This window comes from Coprococcus sp. AM14-16 (assembly GCF_003434675.1).
Lineage (GTDB): Bacteria > Bacillota > Clostridia > Lachnospirales > Lachnospiraceae > Coprococcus > Coprococcus aceti.
On record NZ_QTLL01000001.1, the window covers coordinates 785,538 to 805,474 of the forward strand.

Consider the following 19,937-nt stretch of genomic DNA (forward strand, 5'->3'; position numbering starts at 1 on the left):
AAATTTACTATCATATGTAGGTTATATTTATGATTCCTTCATCATTCGTAGCTATCATTGGCATTCTTTTTGCACCCGGAAGTCTGATTCCTGTACTTTTCGCTTTTCCTATCTGCAAAAGCTGTGGGCACATTCTCATCGCTATTATGAAATTGTTTCCAGCCGCCAGCTTACCCGCTATGGCAGCTCCCGCCAGTTCCCCAACGACCACGATATTCTTACCGGATACAACCCTGGCATCCCTGGCAACATCTCCGAGGATAATGACATTTCCCCTGATCTCAAGGGTCTGCTTTCTCCCTATGTCACCGCGGAAGATATATGGTCTTTCATTGTCACTGTGCGTTTTAGTCATATCCGGCAAAGCCATACTGACTTTTGCCTGTTGTGGTTCACGATCCCCATCATCCCGGACACCGGAACCTGTATATTGATCTATGTCAGGTTTAGCTGCAAATCTGACATGAATCTTATCAATGCTGTTTAAAAAACTGATTATCTCCTCCGTGTCTCCACGCTCCAGGGTACATCCCCTGAAAGATATACATACAGTTCCTTTTTTCTGGAAGGCACTTATATTATCGAGGATCCTGCAATACAGATCGCAGCAGATATCATTTACAGACATAGCCGCCGGTACATAGACAACTATGCCTGATCTGTCTGCCTTGATTGATAATCTGTCCATACCATCCATATCATCTGCTCCTGTCATATTATTTCCTACACACAGGTTCTGTGATATATCTTTGGTATCTCAATTAATCTGACATCTGGTTGTTTCCTGTTATGTCAAGCGTATCAAGCTTGTCAGGGTCATACATATATGCGTACACCATTCCGGCAAGCTCCTCTGCGTTACCCGATGTATATCCATGTGGAATAACACATGTTACACTGACCTCAGGGTTCTCATAAGGCGCAAATGACACAAACAATGCGTGATCCGGCCTTGTGGTATCCTCCTCTGCTGTTCCCGTCTTGCCGGCAACATTGACATTTATCTGATTTATAAGAGCCGATGGACTTGTGTGGTCACTTACCATCTGACGCATTCCCCGTTTTATGACCGCCCACTGGCTGTCCGTCAGATCAACTGTATTCTTAGGAACGTTGTCACTCTTATACACTGTTCTTCCATCTATATTTTTTATCTCGTTCACCAGTGTCAGGTCATAACAGTTGCCCTCATTGGCGATGGTTGTCACATATCTGGCAAGCTGGACAGGCGCATAGTTATTTGTACCCTGTCCGATAGAAGAACGTACCGCATCAGTATCTGACACATGCGGATCCATCTCTTCTATCTCCACACCTGACTTCTGGTCAAGTCCAAATAACGAAGCGTACTTCTGTATCTTATCTATACCCTGTGCATCCTGATATACTCCCTTGCTGTCTGTGGCAAGACGGTATCCAACCTCATAGAAGAAACCGTTACACGATACCTCTATGGCGTCAGCGAGACCAAGCGTTCCGTGTCCGCTTCTGAGCCAGCAGGCCGGTGAAGGAACAACCTTTGAGAATGTACCGTAATCAGTTATCACTGATCCAACGTCTATAACGCCCTCCTGCAGACCCGCTGCAGCAATGAGCATCTTGTATGTGGAACCCGGTGCAGTTCTCTGCATGGTTGCACGATTGTACATAGGGGTCGTCTTATCTTCTGTTATCTTGGCATAATAGTCAGGATCGATCACATTTGTGAGCTTGTTGTTGTCGTAGCTTGGGTAGCTTACCATAGCCCTTACAGCTCCTGTCGCCGGATCGACCACCACGATGGATCCCGAGCATGGGTCAAGAGCAAGCATGGCAGGTGTTATCTCAAGCTTTTTGATCTTTCTGTAAATAAATTCAAAATTGCTGAGGACTCCTGACGTAAATCCCTCGTAATCTTCGTCTGTTGTACTATTAAGGATTCCCTGGTCGTATAACAGGTATATTACCTGGGAACCTGTTATTTCACCTGATAATATCATATATTTGAAGACTCGTTTGTCGAAATCGGAGTCATCCTCAAATTCTTTGAGTACATAATCGACAATAACATTGTATATCTCATCCGTATCATAATAATCACTGCTTGTCTGAATGCCGGTTATGTCTATTACTCCCTGGCTTATGCAGTATTTCAGATACTCATATAATGATATCTTGTCATTTACATAGTTGTTATATGTGTCACTGTCCTTATCCACTGCACTGCTGTCATATATGCCGTTTGAGCTCAGCGTCTCACATATAAACTCCATATAATCCTTGTACTGATCCGAAAGATTATACAGTTCCGTGTGACTGCTCTTCAGAATGTCCGAAAGCGCATTGAGTGTGTACTGCTTGCTTGATACAAATGTGTTGTACACATTCTTTTCATTGTCAGTTGCATTCGCAGCATTAAGGGCCTTTATGTCTATAATGTTGTTGTCAAAGAATGCCGAGTACACATCCGTTATAGGTATATCCTCTTTCTCCTTGGATGTCGTCACGTTCTTGAGATTTGCAAGGAGAATATACGACAATTCCTTTTCAAGTGCGTTGTAGCAGTATTTCTGAAGATCAGAGTCAAGTGTGAGGTAAATATCGTTTCCTGCAACAGAATCAGTTTTTTCTATAATCTCAAGGACTTTTCCCATGTTGTCAACGTACATCTTCTGGGAACCGTCAACACCACGAAGCTGATCCTCGTACGACTGTTCCAAACCAAGCTTTCCAACCATATCATTGGAATCATACTGCTGATCCTCGTCAAGCTTCGCATTGTACTCCTCGAGCTCCTCATTTGAAATGTTGCCGATATATCCGATTATATGCGAAAAATATATGGCATCATTGTATACTCTGTTTGATTCAATACTCACATCCATTCCGAGCAGTGTATCCATATTCTCAGTTATCGCAGCATAGCTCTGCTGACTTATATTGTTGGCGATATCCACTGTCATGTACTGCTGGTATCTGTTGAGCCATACCTCATATCTCACGGCAAGGATCTTGAGCACATAGGCATCCGAATAATCACCCGAGATATTGAAAAGTTCATCACTTCTCATATAGTCAAATACTTCCCTTGCTGTAGCATTCTTCTGTGCATCGGTGAGGGCATCAACTGAGCTTGCACCATAAACATTCATATAAAATGTATTGAGTTGTGAGCCGCTTATCGTGAATTTCATGTTGCCATTTGCATCCAGCTTAATCGGAAGCTCCACGGACAGACTGTCTCCATTCTGCTCAAGTATAAGTATCGTCTTATAAACTATCTCATTTCTTAGCTCATTGACCGACATATTCTTCTTGTCTGCCGCCTCAGTGAGGTCTGCATTGCTGGTGAAACTCAGATTGTATGAAGATTCGTTAGATGCAAGCAGTTTTCCGTTGCAGTCGTAAATCTTTCCTCTGGTGGCCTTGACCGACACCGTCTTAAGTGATTTGTACTGGAAGCTGGACTGATATTTTTCTCCATTTATGATCTGAAGATTAAACAATCTGTACACAAGCACGCCTGACAGGCACAAAAAAAACAGAGTGACATAAAAAATACGGCTCTTTAACTTTTCTACTATAAAATCTTTGATTATCTCTAATATATCTCTGATCACTATGTCTCACTTCCTTTTTCAGCGCGTTTCAGCCGCTTGTTTATAAAGACAAACAGCTTGAATACTATCATCGTAAGTATGGCTGTGTATATCATATCCGGCAAAATAATATCCTTCATGTACAGCCCAAAACTGAGTCTGTTACGCATTACAAAGAATATTATAAATGTTATGAAATTAAATATGAAATCATCAAGTGTTATGATGATGATAGGCAGCAGTACATCCTCCACGAGGTACAGTCTGTGGAAAAATCCGTTACAGTATCCAATGAGCATATATATGATCATAAAAGGGCCTATGGCAAAGCCAAAGTACAGATCATATAAAAAGCCACAGAAAAATCCCACCAGCATTCCCTCTTTTCGACCTCTCATAAGTCCAAAGGACACCGTGAGGATGAGCATCAGATTGGGAGTCGCACCCGCAACTGAAATATATGGAAAAAGTGCTGACTGAAGCACAAAACATATTATGATTAATAATCCAAGTGTGATAACTCTTCTCAATGTCTGTTTAACCTCTTTACTTCTACTCCGAAACAGTTTTCTTGGTCTGGAGGACTATGAGTACCTCCTGTATCTTTGAAAAATCACATGCCGGAGTGATATATGCAGTCTTTGTAAGATTGTTGGAATCTTCCTCTATTTTTGTTACATACCCTATGTTAATTCCCGACAGATATTTGCTTGACACATAGGATGTGACGACCTGATCACCGACTCCGACCTCTGCGTCCTTGTCAATGTTTTCAGCGATAAGATAGCCATTCTCATAATTGCTGACACTTCCCTCAACATTACAAATAGCCTCTGACGGTAATATCATTCCGTTTACATTTGATGTATCGTCTATGATGGCTCTTACCTTGGCATAATCATTTCCGGCCTCTGTGACTATTCCACACAGGCCGTTGCCATACATGACATTGCAGCCCTCGACAACACCATCATCTGTTCCCTTGTCGACATAGAACACCTGAAACCACCCGCCGGTATCCTTTGATATGACCCTGGCAGCAGTCTTCTTATAATCGGAATACTGGAGATCAAGCTCATAAAGTGCCTGAAGACGTTCGAGCTCATACGAATTCTGCTGGTACTGTGCCACCTGCTTCTGACTCTGTTCAAGCTGATCCTTGAGTGTTTCATTCTCCTTTAACAGTGCGTCATAATTCTGGAATGCCTCAGTTTTGCTCTGAACCCATCTGCCTATGGTATTTACCCCTTTCTGCATGGGTTGGACAAATATGTTGGTAAAATTCCTCACCGGTGCAAATATGCCTCCCGCAAAAAGAGATACAAGCATGAGCACAACGCAAAAGCCTGTGAGTCCAAGCAAAAAATATCTCGGTGTGATCTCTATTCTTTTTCTGTTCCTATTTCGTCTTCGTTTCATTATAAAATACCTCGCTCAGCTAAGCTGACATAGCAGTTATTTCCCAAAATAATATGATCTGAAAGCTCTATCCCTATCAGTTCCCCGGCTCTGTCCATCTCTCTGGTGATATCTATATCCTGACCGCTCGGAGTCGGATCTCCGGATGGGTGGTTATGCACAAGTATGATATAGACAGCATCGTATCTGAGCGCCTCCACAAACACCTCTCTCGGAGATAACATCGAACTGTTCACTGTTCCCTCTGAAATGCGGACATCCTTTATGAGCTTATGCTTCGCATCAAACATGAGGAGATACACGTATTCCTTTTCGAGATATCTTGTGTTCTCCATGAAATAATCCGCAATGCTCTGTGGGGACTGGAACGACAAAAACGGCTTAAATGAAGCCCTGGCCATTCTCCTGGATATCTCAGCCAGACATTTCATCTGTATTGCTTTTACCTTTCCAACTCCGCTTATCTCTTCAAGTTCACTCACAGTCAGGTAATTAAGCCCCACTATACCCTTGTGAACCGGATGGGCATCCAGTATCCTGTAGGCTGTGGACAGCGCATTTGCCTTCCTGCTTCCGGTTCTGAGGATGACTGCCAGAAGTTCAGCATCTGTGAGAACCTCAACTCCATACTTAAAGCTCTTCTCATACGGTCTCTCAGTCTCCGACATTTCTTTCATGGAGACCGAAAGTCCTCCTGCAAAATTCTCTTTGCAATAATTTTTATCCATATTTCCTCCTTCCGCCTCTCCAAGCTCCAGAGAAAATTTTATATGGCCGACTAATTAATCTACCATACTATAAGGTTTTTTTCTACCATTTTCTGTAATGACATTATTATGCCGTACTTGGCATGGGGATATGTAAGTCCCCCCTGAAAATATACCGCATAAGGTGGGCGCATAGGTGCATCCGCTGAGAGCTCAATGGATGAACCAGACACAAATGCTCCAGCGGCCATGATGACCGGTGAATCATAGCCCGGCATATCCCAAGGCTCAGGTCTTACATAACTGTCAACCGGCGCTGCAGCCTGGATTCCTTCACAGAATGCCACGACCCTCTCAGGAGTCTGAAGCTCAACAGCCTGAATAATATCGTATCTGTCCTCTGTGCTGTCAGGAACAGCCTTAAAGCCCAGTCCCTCGTATACATTTGCTGCAAATATCGCACCCTTAAGCGCACTTGCAGTAACTGTAGGTGCCATGAAAAGTCCCTGAGTGAGAGCCTTTGTATTGCCAAGTGAGGCTCCAACCTCCTTGCCGAGTCCCGGAGTCGTGAGTCTGTATGAAGCATTCTCCACATACTCCTTCTTACCGCATATATAACCTCCTATCGGTGCAAGTCCGCCTCCCGGATTCTTGATAAGAGAGCCGACTACCAGATCAGCCCCAACATCCGACGGCTCTATATCCTGTACAAATTCTCCGTAACAGTTATCTACCATACATATGATATCAGGATTTACACTCTTGACCGCCTTTATGGCCTCACCGATCTGCTGTACAGACAGCGTCTTTCTGACTGCATATCCCTTAGATCTCTGTATCTCCACAAGTCTTGTGCGGCTATTGATCGCATTCTTTATTCCGTCAATGTCAAAGTTTCCATTCGGTAGCAGATCTACCTGGGCATATGTGACACCATACTCTGCAAGTGACCCCCTGGACTCACGGATGCCTATGATCTCATCCAGTGTGTCATACGGTTTTCCCGCTATGGCAAGGATTTCATCTCCCGGGCGCAGATTACCAAACATGGCCGTGCAGAGTGCATGGGTTCCGCACACTATCTGTGTCCTGACAAGAGCATCTTCCGTGTGGAATACATCTGCATATATCCTCTCAAGGGCATCTCTTCCGTCATCTGTATAGCCATAGCCTGAAGAGCCGGCAAAATGCGCCTCGGACAATCTGTTGTCCTGCATGGCCTTCAGGACCTTGAGCTGGTTGATCTCACTCACAGCATCGATGGCTGCGAATCTATCCTTAAGTTTCTCCTCCACACTGTTGCAGTATTCAAACACCTTTTCATCCACATTCAGTGATCTGTAGTAATCCTTTAACATATCTTTCATCTCTGTATAATCTCCTTTTCGCGAAGCCTGTCCAGCATAAATGACAATATTTCAGACTCGCTGTCGTACTCACTTTTATCAACCCAGGTCACATGTTTTTCCCTCTTGAACCATGTGATCTGTCTCTTGGCAAAATGCCTTGTATCTCTCTTTAGCGTATATACTGCCTCATCCAGAGTGCATCTGCCCTGAATATAATCGATTATCTCCTTGTAGCCAAGCCCCTGCATGGACACCAGCTCCCTGCTGTAACCCTCGCTCACAAGCAGTTTTACCTCGTCCAGAAGCCCTGCCTCAAGCATGATATCTATCCGTCTGTCTATTCTATCATATAATTTCTGTCTGTCATCATTTAACACAAAATATTCAAAATTATATGGTGACTTCTTCTGCGACTCAGTCTCGTTATGTTCAGATATCTTCATGCCCGTCTTTTTATAAAATTCCAGAGCCCGGATCACCCTCTTAACATTATTCTCATGTATTTTCTCGGCGGATTCAGGATCGACCTCCGCAAGCATATCATGAAGAAATGTGTTGCCGTGGGTATCTGCAAGGTTCTGTAGCTTTTCCCTGTATGACATATCATTGTCATTTTCCTCAAAATCTATATCATACAAAAGCGCCTGGATATAGAAGCCAGTACCACCTACTATGATTGGAATTTTTCCACGGGAATATATATCCTCCATAGCACGAAGAGCATATTTCTTGAAAAGCACAACGTTGAACTCTTCTGCCGGATCCAGAATATCTATCAGATGATGCCTTACCCCCTGCATCTCCTCCGGCTCTATCTTCGCCGTTCCTATATTCATCTTTCTGTATACCTGCATGGAATCAGCGGATATGATCTCGCCGTCCACCGCCTTCGCCAGCCCTATGGACAGTGCCGTCTTGCCGACAGCCGTGGGGCCGGTGAGGATTATCAGTGGTTTCATATTCTTATCCATCATGTTAATCTCCTACACTATTCGTTTAAACTTCTTCTCAATCTCCGCCTCCGTCATGGATATGACAGTCGGACGTCCGTGAGGACATGTGTATGGATTTTCAAGCTTTAATAGCTGATCTATAAGTGCGTCAGCCTCCTTGAAGCTTATCTCCGTGTTACCCTTTATCGCAGCCTTACACGCCATGGTGGAAAGCTTATGTATAAATGTGTCTACGGTCACCTTTTTCGCACTGCTGCTCGCATCAGCTATGAAGTCTATGAAAAGCTCTCTGCCATCAAGACCAAACAAGTTGTCAGGTACAGCGTTCAGCTTAAACTCCCTGCCTCCGAAGTTCTCTATCTGATATCCAAGCGCCTCGAACATCTCCATATTCTCATGAAGGAACTCTATCTCTGCGGCACTGAGTGTAACGACCGCAGGAGGCATAAGATACTGTGAGTATATCTTCTTATTTTTGTAATTCTCCATAAGCTCTTCGTACTTGACCTTCTCATGGGCAGCATGCTGATCCATTATGAAGAACTTGCCATCGTACTCTATGAGCCAGTATGTCTTGAAAAGCTGTCCTATTAGTCTGTGCTTTGCACGGGCTTCCCTTGTCAGGAACTTCTCCTGGAACATATCCTGCTGGACGTACTTTTTTCTGGCTTCTTCATCGTAGTCAGTATCTGAAGCTTCATCTGAAACTGCAGATACTGTTGAGTCTGGTGTTGCCGCTGTGACCGAAGGTCTAGCAGGTGCCGGAGCTGTATATGCCGGACTCTCGTTTACCACATTCCTGTTTTGTACTACAGATCTCCCCAGATCATTCTTTCTATCCGCATATATGTAGTTTCCTGCCGGCTTCTCCGTCTTGTTATTATCTATGACGTCTGATCCTTTATTGTTTGAGCTGCTAGTCTCATCTATGATCTCTATAACCGGGCGGACCGGCTGTGATGATGTCTGTGGTTCGATCGGGCAAAGCTGCTGTGGTGATGTCTGCGTCTCCGCCGGACGATGCTGCTCAGGCTGACTCTGCGGTACAGTACGCTCCTCCGCCCTGACTATAGCCTCACGCCTCTTATTCTCGAACGCCTCCGGTGCCTTGCCAACATCCCTCTGCTTGAAGGTCTCAGGCTTTGGATCTTTACCCGGCGCCACATCAGGAATGAGCTCTTTGAATAACAGTGTCTCCCTTATGGCATTGTAGGTGAAGCTGTATATATCCTGACTGTTGGCGAATTTCAACTCCATCTTGGTCGGATGTACATTTACATCGAGGAGATCGGGTCTCACCTGGAAATTGATCTCGGTGAATGGAAACTTGTGTATCATGACAAATGTCCTGAAAGCATCCTCGATCGCCTTGGTGAGCACCGCACTCTTTATATATCTGTGATTTACATAGTAGCCCTCAAATGATCTGTTGCCCCTTGATATACAAGGTCTTGCTATATATCCGGAGATCTTCATATAGTCATTTTCCGCATTTATCTCAAGAAGATTTGAGGTGATGTCTCTTCCATAGATATGGTAGATTATGTCTCTGAGTTTGCCATTGCCTGATGTGAACAGCTTGTCTGTTCCATTTGTAATGAACTTAAATGAGATCTCCGGGTGTGACATGCATATACGGCACATCAAGTCGTAGATATAGCTTGTCTCCGTGGCATCAGTCTTCATGAACTTCTTTCTCGCCGGTGTATTGTAAAAAAGATTTCTGACAATTATGGTTGTTCCACCCGGAGCACCTATCTCCTCGCTGGATATCTCCTTACCGCCATGTATCTGGTATCTGAGACCGGTCACATCATCAGCGGTCTTGGTGATCATCTCAACCTGTGCAACCGCCGCTATACTTGCAAGTGCCTCACCACGGAAACCAAGAGAAGAGATACTCAGGAGATCCTCGACTGTCACAAGCTTACTTGTGGCATGTCTGAGGAATGCAAGCTTGACCTCATCCTTCTTTATGCCTGCTCCGTTGTCGGTGACTCTGAGAAATGACAGTCCGCCTCCCTTTACCTCGACGGTTACCGCTGTGGCACCTGAGTCTATAGAATTTTCCACAAGCTCCTTGATGACCGAGCTCGGCTTCTCTATAACCTCACCGGCTGCTATCTTGTTTATCGTATTCTGGTCTAATACTTTTATCATCACTTATCGCTCCTTATTATTTAAGTCGCTCTTGCAATTCATTTAAATAAAGCAACGCCTTCATAGGTGTCATGTTGGACAGATCAACACACTTTATGTCCTCGATCACCTGTGATTCGGCAAGTGAGCCGAACATTGACATCTGGGTGTCTTCTTTCTTCGGCTTGAAATCATTTGTAACCTTTATCTCCTTCAGCTTGGTGGTTATGTCCTTGTCTATAAGCTGATTACATATCTCATTTGCTCTCGCTATAACGGCATCCGGCACACCGGCAAGCTTTGCAACCTGTATACCGTAGCTTCTGTCGGCACCGCCCTTGACGATCTTTCTGAGGAACACTATGTCGTCTCCGTCTTCCTTGACCGCTATACAGTAGTTGTTGACTGCCGACAGCTTACCCTCAAGCTCCGTGAGCTCATGGTAATGTGTCGCAAACAGAGTTTTTGCTCCGAGCAGTTCACTGTTGCTTATATACTCAACGACAGCCCAGGCGATCGCCAGACCGTCATATGTGCTTGTTCCTCGACCTATCTCATCAAGGATGAGAAGGCTGTTCTTCGTGGCATTTCTGAGTATATTTGCGACCTCGCTCATCTCCACCATAAATGTGGACTGTCCTGATGCAAGGTCGTCGGAAGCTCCCACTCTTGTAAATATCCTGTCGCATATGCCTATATTGGCAGATGCCGCAGGGACAAAGCTTCCAACCTGAGCCATGAGAACTATGAGCGCAGTCTGTCTCATATATGTGGATTTACCAGCCATGTTAGGACCGGTGATGATAGATATCCTGCTCTCATGGTTGTTCAGATATGTGTCGTTTGTGATGAACATATCGTTGTTCAGCATCTTCTCAACGACCGGATGACGTCCGTCCTTTATGTCGATGACTCCATCTGTATTGATCTCAGGTCTAACATACCCATTTGCAACAGCCACATATGAGAGTGAACACAGAGCGTCGAGCATGGCTATGCTGTGTGCTGTTCTCTGTACCCTTGTGAGCTCTGCAGCAAGGGTGTCCCTGAGCTCAACATATGTGTTGTACTCCAGCGCAACAAGCTTGTCGGATGATCCGAGTATAACTCCAGCCAGTCTGTCAAGCTCCTCGGTTGTGTATCTCTCAGAATTGGCAAGTGTCTGCTTTCTGATGAAATAATCCGGCACAAGACTCTTATATGAATTGGTTACATCAAAATAATATCCGAACACCTTATTAAACTTTATCTTGAGATTCTTGATTCCGGTCTTTTCCTTCTCTCTGGCCTCAAGCTCTGCGATCCAGTTCTTGCCATCAGTTGTGGCATTTTTCAGAGTGTCTATGTCCTCAAGATAGCCATCTTTGAATATTCCGCCCTCTCTGATAAGTATAGGCGGCTCATCAACTATGGCACGGTCAAGAAGGTCATAGAGATCCTGCAGATCATCTATTCCATCCCTGATCTCGGTGAGCTCATCCGAATGGAATTCACCGAGAAGCTGTATTATAAATGGCAGAAGCTGTATGGACGTCTTAAATGCCAGAAGATCTCTCGGATTCGCTGTTCTTAACGATATCCTCGTCATAAGTCTCTCGAGATCGTATATGGTATTCATGTACTCACGGAGTTCGTCTCTGGTTATGACAGAGTCGTTGAGCTCTGTTATCGCGTCAAGTCTGGCTTCTATATCATCTTTGTGAATAAGAGGCTGCTCTATCATATTTCTGAGCATTCTCGCTCCCATGGCCGTTTTGGTCTTGTCAAGCACCCAGAGCAGTGAACCCCTCTTCTGCTTATCCCTGAGTGTCTCTGTCAGCTCCAGATTCCTTCTGGATGAGCTGTCTATGATCATGAAGTCCTCTATGGAATATATATCTATTCTGTTGATATGATCCAGTGAGTTCTTCTGTGTCTCATGTAGATACTGGAGAAGTGCGCCCGCTGACAGCAGCATATCCTCCTGCTCATCTATGCCGAGACCATCTATTGATCCGACCTTAAACTGTCTCTTGATGAAATCCTCACAGGTGTCATCGTTAAAATAATGAGACGGAGCCTCCGATATCGTTATCTTCATCTTCTCCTTCATGTAATCAAAGTTCAGGCCACATGACAGAAAAACCTCATTCCCTATGATCTCCGTCGGTGAATATTTGTTGATCTCATCGTACAGCTTGGATGTGGATGAGATATGACATGATCTGAACTCTCCGGTAGTGATATCACACACTGCCACGCCATACTCATCATTACAGCCAAATATACACATGAGATAGTTATTCCTCGTCTCATCAAGAATAGCCTGGGACATATTTGTACCAGGCGTAACTATACGTATAACTTCTCTTTTTACTATACCCTTTGCGAGCTTCGGATCTTCCATCTGCTCACATATGGCTACCTTGTAGCCCTTCTCTATCAGCTTGTTCAGGTATATGTCACAAGCATGATACGGAACACCGCACATTGGTGCGCGCTCCTCCTGACCACAGTCCCTGCCGGTCAGTGTTATCTCAAGTTCCCTGGATGCCGTCAGGGCATCGTCGAAGAACATCTCGTAGAAATCTCCCAGTCTGTAGAAGAGAATACAGTCCTTATACTGATTCTTAACTTCCATATACTGAGCCATCATTGGTGTTAATGCTGCCACTTCAACTACTCCTATTCTGCTAATTCACCCATGTAATAAAATCCCTTACACTCAACAAGCTTTACATTCAGGATCTTTCCAACCATCTCCGCACACCCAGGGAAATGGACAAGTATGTTGTTGGAGAGTCTTCCGGTCAGAAGGCCGTCGCCCTTCTCGTCAAAGCCCTCAACCAGAACCGGCTGTGTCTGTCCCTTTATCGCAATGGTCTTCACATCACTTATCTCCTGCACACGCCTTAAAAGCCTGTTGTATCTATCCTGTATCTCTTCCTTTGTGGAACCATTCTCCATTCCGGCGGCAGGAGTTCCTGTTCTCTTTGAATATATAAATGTAAATGCGGTGTCATACTGTACTTTCTCAACCACGTCCATGGTCTCAAGGAAATCCTCCTCGGTCTCACCAGGGAATCCCACGATTATATCAGTGGTGAGTGATATCTCTGGAACCTTTGCCCTTATGCGGTCAACCAGTGCAAGATATGACTCCTTTGTGTACCGTCTGTTCATCGCATTCAGTATCTTTGTCGAGCCCGACTGTACCGGCAGATGGAGATGTCTGCAGATCTTTTGATTCTCCGCGATGACATCTATCAGTTCATCCGACAGATCCTTTGGATGTGAGGTCATGAATCTTACTCTCTGTATCTTCTCTATGGCACACACACGCCTCAGCAGTTCCGCAAATGTGATCGGATGCTCAAGGTTCTTGCCATATGAATTGACATTCTGCCCGAGGAGCATGATCTCCACCACTCCGTCGTCAGCAAGCCTCTCGCACTCAGCTATGATATCCTCCGGATTTCTGCTTCGCTCCCTTCCTCTTACATATGGAACTATACAGTAGGTACAGAAATTGTTGCATCCAAACATGATATTTACACCTGATTTGAATGGGAATTCCCTCACCGCAGGAAGATCCTCCACGACCTCCTTGGCATCCTTCCAGATATCTATGACCATGCTTCCGGATTCTATCCTGTTTACAAATATCTCCGCAAGTTTGTATACATTATGTGTTCCAAATACCATATCGACAAACCTGTAGCTCTTGCTTATGGTAGTCACCACATGCTGCTCCTGCATCATGCATCCGCACAGAGCTATCTTCATCTCAGGATTCTTCTCCTTGAGGTGCTTCATGAGTCCCAGATGTCCGTACACCTTTCTGTTGGCATTCTCCCTCACCGTACATGTGTTATATATGATAAAGTCCGCATGCTCGGACTCGGTTCTAACATATCCCATCTGCTCAAGTATTCCGGCAAGCTTCTCAGAATCCCTGACATTCATCTGACAGCCAAATGTCTGTATGGAGCAGGTGAGGTCACGTCCCAGTTCTTTGCTCCTTGCTGTGACATACTCCCTGCCTTTTTTTATGAAGTAATACTGTCTCTCCGGCTCCTCAAGCGGGGCTGGAAGTCCCAGATCTATGCCGTCAATAACTTTTTCCAAATCATTCATAATCTCTATGTATCCTTATCTATTTCTTTAAAGCTGTGTAAATCCATCTGGAGTTATTCATCTATACCCAGCTTACCAAGTATCCTGCCTATGTTATCCATAGTATTTTTCACGCTGGAATCCGCGGCATCCATCCTCATCTGAGTCTGTATATCCGCAAGATCAATGTCTCTGTAATGATCCAGAGCCGCAATATAATCAGGGTCATGCTCAAAATGAACTTTCAGGGCTCTCATGGCATCCCTGTATCCTAGCATACTTCTAAACTTGATCGAATTTGCTGTGAAATTCAACGTTCCGTCTATCAGATCACCCAGACTAACGCTTGGATATATCTCTATAACATCCGCATCAGGATACGGCGACAGATTCTTCTTCGAATCAGGGTTGAGTCCGCACACAACGATATTCCTGTATCCCACATCATACAGAGGCTTCACCGGAACATTGTCGGCGAGACCGCCATCACAATACTCCTTATCGTTATAAGTCACAGACTCATAGAGCATAGGCAGGGTGGATGATGCCATGACAACTGTCCTGATCTCCTCCGCATCCATTCCTGCAAGGCTTATATACTCAGCCTGTCTTTCGCCCTCCTGCACACACTCAGCTATGGCTGCATACACGGTGACCTGTCCATCAGACAGCTTTCCATAATCCACATAGCTGTCCATGAGCCTTATCATCTCTCTGCGTGACATGAATCCAGGCTTATCATTGAACATCAGATCAGGATCAACGTCAAACACCGTCTCAAAATGTATTTTCTTCCATGCCTCCTCGCTTCTGTCAGGATCATTGCACGCGAAGAGCACGGCATTTATCGCACCTATGGAAGTTCCTGATATGGCTGTAACCTTGTCCATAAGTCCATACTCTGCAAGTGCTCTGTACACCCCGAGCTGGTATGCTCCTTTACCGCCGCCACCGCCAAGGCACAGCGCATAGCTGTCAGCAATATCACCGGACTGAGTGCGTCCTGTAACTTTTCCGGCATCATCCGCCCCGGCATTTTGCAACTTATCCATCTGTATCTTCTTTTCAAGTTCAGCGATCTTTGCTGTTATCTCGTCTCTGTTCATTGACCCTCCATTATGATATAACTTCCGATTCTGTTACTATGATATGTGGTCTGATATCTGTAGGTTCACTGTCTATCTTATCAACTATCTGGAATTCATACGCCAGTGCCACCGTGACAAGCCCTGCATGCCTCGCCAGATATCTGTCGTAATACCCTCCGCCAAAGCCTATGCGGTTGCGGCTGTGATCAAATGCAATCCCGGGCATGAACATAAGCCCATCTTCGATCTCCTCAAAATCATCAGAAACCGGTTCGAGTATCCCAAAGTTTCCGGATGTAAGTTCCCCGTAGTCTGTGATCTCAATAAACTCCATGTCTTGTCCATAAACCTTTGGAACATATACATGCTTTCCGTCCGACCACGCCTTCTCAATTATAAGCTTTGTATCCACTTCATTCCCTTTGGAAATATATGCACATATATTGAGAGCATTCTCGTATTCAGGAAGCTCAGACAGACGTCTGCATATAAGTTCAGATCTCCATGCACAGTCACCCCTGTCCATGGCATTTCTAACCGCTTTTATTGTTTTCCTTATATCGGCTTTGCTGCCGGGTTTTACACTGTCTTCGCTATTCATAATACAGTCGTGCCTACGCCTTTCTTGTAGGATCAAGGTCCTGAAGTCTGGTTATGGAGCCGTCCTTCTCTTTGATATCTATATTGTTGAGCGTGCTCCTGAGATTATTCTTCACAGCAAATATATATTCCTGCCTTAACTGCTGCTGTTCCTTCTTCTCAGCGTCGGTGAGCCCCTCAGCCTTGGACTTGTGATATAACTCATTTATACGTGCGATCTTTGCCGCATCGATTATCGTCTCTTTCATAACTATATAAGATACTCCTTATTCAAAATAAATCTGACAACGTCAAAGTCATGATCCTTATATTCTGTGAACAGAGTTCCTATACTTTCTCCGTTCATTACCTTAACAATATTGTCCATATCCGCTCCGGATACTATGACCATATCCGAGTTGGAGTTGGTTGCTATCCTGGCGGCTGCGATCTTGGTCGTCATTCCGCCGGTTCCGTACTTGGAGCCTGCACCTTTACCCATATCCATTATATGGTCGTCTATACAGTTCACCTCTGGTATAAGCTTTGCATCAGGGTTATTGTGTGGATCATCAGTGTACAGACCGTCTATATCCGTGAGAAGTATCAGGAGATCTGCATGGATCATGGATGCAACTATGGCAGACAGTGTATCATTGTCGCCAAATGCCACGCTGTCATCCAGCTCATCGATGGCAACCGTATCGTTCTCATTGACGATCGGTACGACACCGAGCTGAAGAAGCTCGTTGAATGTGTTGATGGCATTCTTTCTCCTCTCATCCGACGATATAACATCAAATGTTAGCAGAACCTGAGCTGCTGTGCTGTGATACTCTTGAAAAAGCTTCTGATATATCATCATTAGCTGTCCCTGTCCCACTGCAGCACACGCCTGTCTGAGCGAGGTCGTCTTAGGTCTTCTGGCAAGTCCCAGCGCCTGTACTCCGACTCCGATGGCTCCCGATGATACGAGGACCACATCCTTGTCCTGATTTCTCAAATCACATATGATGCGCACCAGCTTCTCAAGCTTTGTATAGTCAAGTCCACCCGTCTCCTCGTGAATAAGTGAAGATGAACCAATCTTTATTACTATCTTTTTCTTGTCTTTCAAATACTCTCTATCCATTTATATTCTCCTGTGTACCGTCTGTTATTGCCTCATTGCTGAATCTGGATGCTATGGCCTCGGCCACCTTCATACCATCGACAGCGGCTGAGGTTATTCCCCCTGCATAGCCCGCGCCTTCCCCGCACGGGTATATACATGTCCCCTCACAGCGCAGCTCATCGCCTCGTATCATGCGAACAGGTGATGAGGTTCTGGCCTCGATTCCCGAGAGAACTGCATCGTCAGATGAGTATCCCGGCATCCTCTTATCAAAGGACACAACTCCTTCTATTATAGCATCCTTTATATACTCTGGCAAACAGCATTTGAGGCTTGTGAGCCTGTATTTACCCTTAATCTGAGGCTTAACACCGCCCAGCTTTTCCGTAGGAATATCCCTTCTGTAATCTCCGAAGAGCTGCACCGGAACAGCCCCCTGTCCGGCCTCGTATGCGGCCTTCTCCCATCTTCTCTGAAACTTCATTCCCGCAAGAGGATGATCTGACCCGTAATCCTCCGGGGTAACATTTACCACAATGGCGCTGTTGGAATTCTCACCATCCCTGCCGCTGTAGCTCATACCATTCACACACGTCTCACCGTGCTCGGATGATGCATTCACTACGTAACCTCCAGGACACATACAGAATGAATATACAGCCCTGCCATTTGACGCCTGATGCGTCATCTTGTAGTCTGCCGCCGGCAGCAGCTTTGCATACGCCGGATCATCGCCATACTTCATGATATCTATATCTGCTCGCTTGTGTTCGATACGAAGTCCCATGGCAAATGGCTTTGGCTCCATCGGAACACCTTTTTTGTAAAGCATCTCCACAGTATCCCTTGAGCTGTGTCCAAGTGCCAGAACAAGGGCATTTGTCCTGTATTCCTTCTCACTGCCATCTGAAAGGTTCTTTATATGTACACACACCTCATCCTGTGTGATCTGATCATAACCGGTAAAAAGTGAATCAAAATGTACCTCTCCGCCAAGTCTCTTTATATTCTCACGCATATTCCTTACAATACCAGACAGCACATCAGTGCCGACATGTGGCTTATTTATATACATTATGGACGGATCTGCACCATACTCCACAAATGTCCGCATGACCTCAGTGCGTCTGCCCGAGCCATCCTTTATGACCGTATTCAGCTTGCCGTCCGAAAAGGTTCCTGCGCCGCCCTCTCCAAACTGTACATTACAATTTGGATCAAGTCCTTCCTCACCCTTCCAGAATCTCTCTATATGCTCCATTCTCCTGTCAACATCCATGCCGCGCTCAAAAACAACCGGTCTGTATCCGGCTCTGGCAAGATACAGTGCAGCAAATAAGCCACCCGGTCCTGTTCCTATCACCACAGGCCTATAGGTCATTTTGACATTTCCCGGCTTCGGAAATCTATATTGGGTAGCATTTGTTAACATAACATTATTATTGTGAAGTCTTTTCAATATTTTTTCTGGATTCGGAACATCCACATCTATGGATGCAATATATTTCACCTGGTTTCTCCGCCTGTCATCAAGAGACAGCTTGAAAAAAATATACTCAAACTCCTTATCTGTCTTCAGCGTCTTTTTAATAACACTTCTAACATCTGCCTCTGTAAATCCAAGTTGCAGTTTTACATTGTTAATTCTGATCATCTTTTATTCTCTTTCCTGCAGACTCCCCAGCTCTCATGCCGCTTATAACAGCCCACATTATATTATATCCACCACATTTGCCGGTCACATCGACATACTCTCCAGCGGCGTATAAGCCTCTGTGTCCATCAAGTTCCAGGTTATCTGCCCTGAGCTGCAATGTGTCAACTCCACCGCTTGCCGCCTGGCTGTCCTCATAGCTGCCGAATCCATCTATGTTGAATCTCATATGTTTGAGCATATCACATATGGATGTTATATCAGCCGCGTCAAGTCCGGCTGCTTCAGAAGCTTTGATACCAAGACTTTTTATAATATACCCGGCGATCTTCTCGTTGACAATACCATTGAGCATCGCCTCGACTCTCCGTCTGCCATTTACCTCGGCAAATCGTCTCATCCTGTCCGCCAGCATATCATCACTGATGTCCGGAACAAGTTCAAGTTCTATGTATGGCTTTTTGCCAGTCTCCATCAGGTCTATACACTGTATACTCATATTAAAAACCGCTATGCCCGAAAGATATCCCGATGCAAACTGAACCTCGCCTCTCTCGTGGTCATACTCCTCGCCATCACACATTAGGCGGACAACAGCCTTTGCACGTACCCCTGACATATCAGATATATATTCATGGCATTTTAATTTACACAGAGCCGGATGCGGTTTCACAAACCGTACATTCAGATCATCCAGAAGTCTGTATACTCTATCAGATCCGCCAAGCTTTGGCGCAGCCGCACCTCCGGGTGCAAGTATCACCTGGGTCGTCCTATACCCGTCTTTGTCTGTGTCTACAATATATGTACCATCTTTTCCCTGTTTTATACTCAGGACTTCCTCCGATGTGCTGTTTTCTATACCAAGAATTTTGAGCCTGTCCGTCAGTGCCCACACTATGGTAGATGCCTGCAGCGATGCAGGATATATATATCCATTATCATCATAGCTGGAAACACCAAGACTTTCAAAAAAATCCATGACATCATTATGACTGTCCGTTGTTACGAACTGAAATGGGAAAAATTCATTTGCACTGGAATAGCACGACAGATCAAGCTTCGTATTTGCAATGTTACATTTGCCATTTCCCGTCGCATACAGCTTCTTTCCGAGTTTTTTGTTTTTATCTATAAGCTTTACCGAAGCCGATGGTGCTGCCTCTTTTGCTTTTATTGCGGCTGTCATCCCAGCCGGGCCACCGCCGATAACTATAATATCATAAATCATTCCGATACACCTTTCCCATAATCATTTATCA

Annotated in this window: 16 protein-coding genes; all 16 read right to left on the reverse strand. The window is 45.0% G+C overall.

Annotation, left to right across the window (positions count from 1 at the left end):
• Nucleotides 1-10: 10 nt before the first annotated feature.
• The 16 genes from DW159_RS03555 to DW159_RS03630 are packed head-to-tail and all read right to left on the reverse strand — an operon-like array spanning nucleotide 11 to nucleotide 19,906.
• Nucleotides 11-715 carry a septum site-determining protein MinC gene (locus tag DW159_RS03555; RefSeq protein WP_055144455.1) on the reverse strand — a complete coding sequence of 235 codons (705 nt, stop codon included), beginning with the start codon at nucleotides 713-715 and terminating at the stop codon, nucleotides 11-13.
• Between the two features lie 46 nt (nucleotides 716-761).
• Nucleotides 762-3,599, reverse strand: coding sequence for a penicillin-binding transpeptidase domain-containing protein (locus DW159_RS03560; RefSeq protein WP_117548967.1), 2,838 nt, complete (start codon nucleotides 3,597-3,599; stop codon nucleotides 762-764).
• Nucleotides 3,599-4,108, reverse strand: coding sequence for a rod shape-determining protein MreD (gene mreD / locus DW159_RS03565; protein ID WP_022216476.1), 510 nt, complete (start codon nucleotides 4,106-4,108; stop codon nucleotides 3,599-3,601). The genes DW159_RS03560 and mreD overlap by 1 nt, the downstream gene beginning before the upstream one ends.
• Before the next feature lie 22 nt (nucleotides 4,109-4,130).
• On the reverse strand, nucleotides 4,131-4,997 hold the full coding sequence (gene mreC / locus DW159_RS03570; RefSeq protein ID WP_242992607.1) for a rod shape-determining protein MreC: 867 nt from the start codon (nucleotides 4,995-4,997) through the stop codon (nucleotides 4,131-4,133).
• Entirely contained in the window at nucleotides 4,997-5,725 is a 729-nt protein-coding gene (gene radC, locus DW159_RS03575; protein ID WP_015534923.1) for a RadC family protein, read from the reverse strand. The genes mreC and radC overlap by 1 nt, the downstream gene beginning before the upstream one ends.
• A 59-nt stretch (nucleotides 5,726-5,784) precedes the next feature.
• Nucleotides 5,785-7,071: a methionine gamma-lyase family protein gene (locus DW159_RS03580; protein WP_117548968.1), complete on the reverse strand. Its 1,287-nt coding sequence runs from the start codon at nucleotides 7,069-7,071 to the stop codon at nucleotides 5,785-5,787.
• Nucleotides 7,068-8,024, reverse strand: a complete 957-nt coding sequence (gene miaA / locus DW159_RS03585; protein ID WP_242992626.1) for a tRNA (adenosine(37)-N6)-dimethylallyltransferase MiaA — start codon at nucleotides 8,022-8,024, stop codon at nucleotides 7,068-7,070. The genes DW159_RS03580 and miaA overlap by 4 nt, the downstream gene beginning before the upstream one ends.
• A gap of 12 nt (nucleotides 8,025-8,036) precedes the next feature.
• Nucleotides 8,037-10,166 (reverse strand): DNA mismatch repair endonuclease MutL, encoded by a 2,130-nt coding sequence (gene mutL / locus DW159_RS03590; RefSeq protein ID WP_117548969.1) that lies wholly within the window; start codon nucleotides 10,164-10,166, stop codon nucleotides 8,037-8,039.
• 16 nt (nucleotides 10,167-10,182) lie between these two features.
• Nucleotides 10,183-12,780: a DNA mismatch repair protein MutS gene (gene mutS / locus DW159_RS03595; RefSeq protein WP_117549440.1), complete on the reverse strand. Its 2,598-nt coding sequence runs from the start codon at nucleotides 12,778-12,780 to the stop codon at nucleotides 10,183-10,185.
• Nucleotides 12,781-12,809: 29 nt separating this feature from the next.
• Complete coding sequence (miaB, locus tag DW159_RS03600) at nucleotides 12,810-14,261, reverse strand: tRNA (N6-isopentenyl adenosine(37)-C2)-methylthiotransferase MiaB (RefSeq protein WP_117548970.1); 1,452 nt, start codon at nucleotides 14,259-14,261, stop codon at nucleotides 12,810-12,812.
• 53 nt (nucleotides 14,262-14,314) lie between these two features.
• Nucleotides 14,315-15,346: a patatin-like phospholipase family protein gene (locus DW159_RS03605; RefSeq protein ID WP_117548971.1), complete on the reverse strand. Its 1,032-nt coding sequence runs from the start codon at nucleotides 15,344-15,346 to the stop codon at nucleotides 14,315-14,317.
• 10 nt (nucleotides 15,347-15,356) lie between these two features.
• Nucleotides 15,357-15,929, reverse strand: a complete 573-nt coding sequence (locus tag DW159_RS03610) for a 5-formyltetrahydrofolate cyclo-ligase (RefSeq protein ID WP_117548972.1) — start codon at nucleotides 15,927-15,929, stop codon at nucleotides 15,357-15,359.
• 13 nt (nucleotides 15,930-15,942) lie between these two features.
• A complete protein-coding gene (locus tag DW159_RS03615; RefSeq protein ID WP_015534916.1) occupies nucleotides 15,943-16,176 on the reverse strand; it encodes a DUF896 domain-containing protein in 234 nt (77 codons plus the stop codon).
• Between the two features lie 2 nt (nucleotides 16,177-16,178).
• Entirely contained in the window at nucleotides 16,179-17,039 is an 861-nt protein-coding gene (gene proB, locus DW159_RS03620) for a glutamate 5-kinase (RefSeq protein ID WP_022216486.1), read from the reverse strand.
• Complete coding sequence (locus tag DW159_RS03625) at nucleotides 17,032-18,675, reverse strand: NAD(P)/FAD-dependent oxidoreductase (protein WP_117548973.1); 1,644 nt, start codon at nucleotides 18,673-18,675, stop codon at nucleotides 17,032-17,034. Before DW159_RS03625 ends, proB begins: the two co-directional genes overlap by 8 nt.
• Nucleotides 18,662-19,906: an aminoacetone oxidase family FAD-binding enzyme gene (locus DW159_RS03630; protein ID WP_117548974.1), complete on the reverse strand. Its 1,245-nt coding sequence runs from the start codon at nucleotides 19,904-19,906 to the stop codon at nucleotides 18,662-18,664. Before DW159_RS03630 ends, DW159_RS03625 begins: the two co-directional genes overlap by 14 nt.
• Nucleotides 19,907-19,937 lie beyond the last annotated feature (31 nt).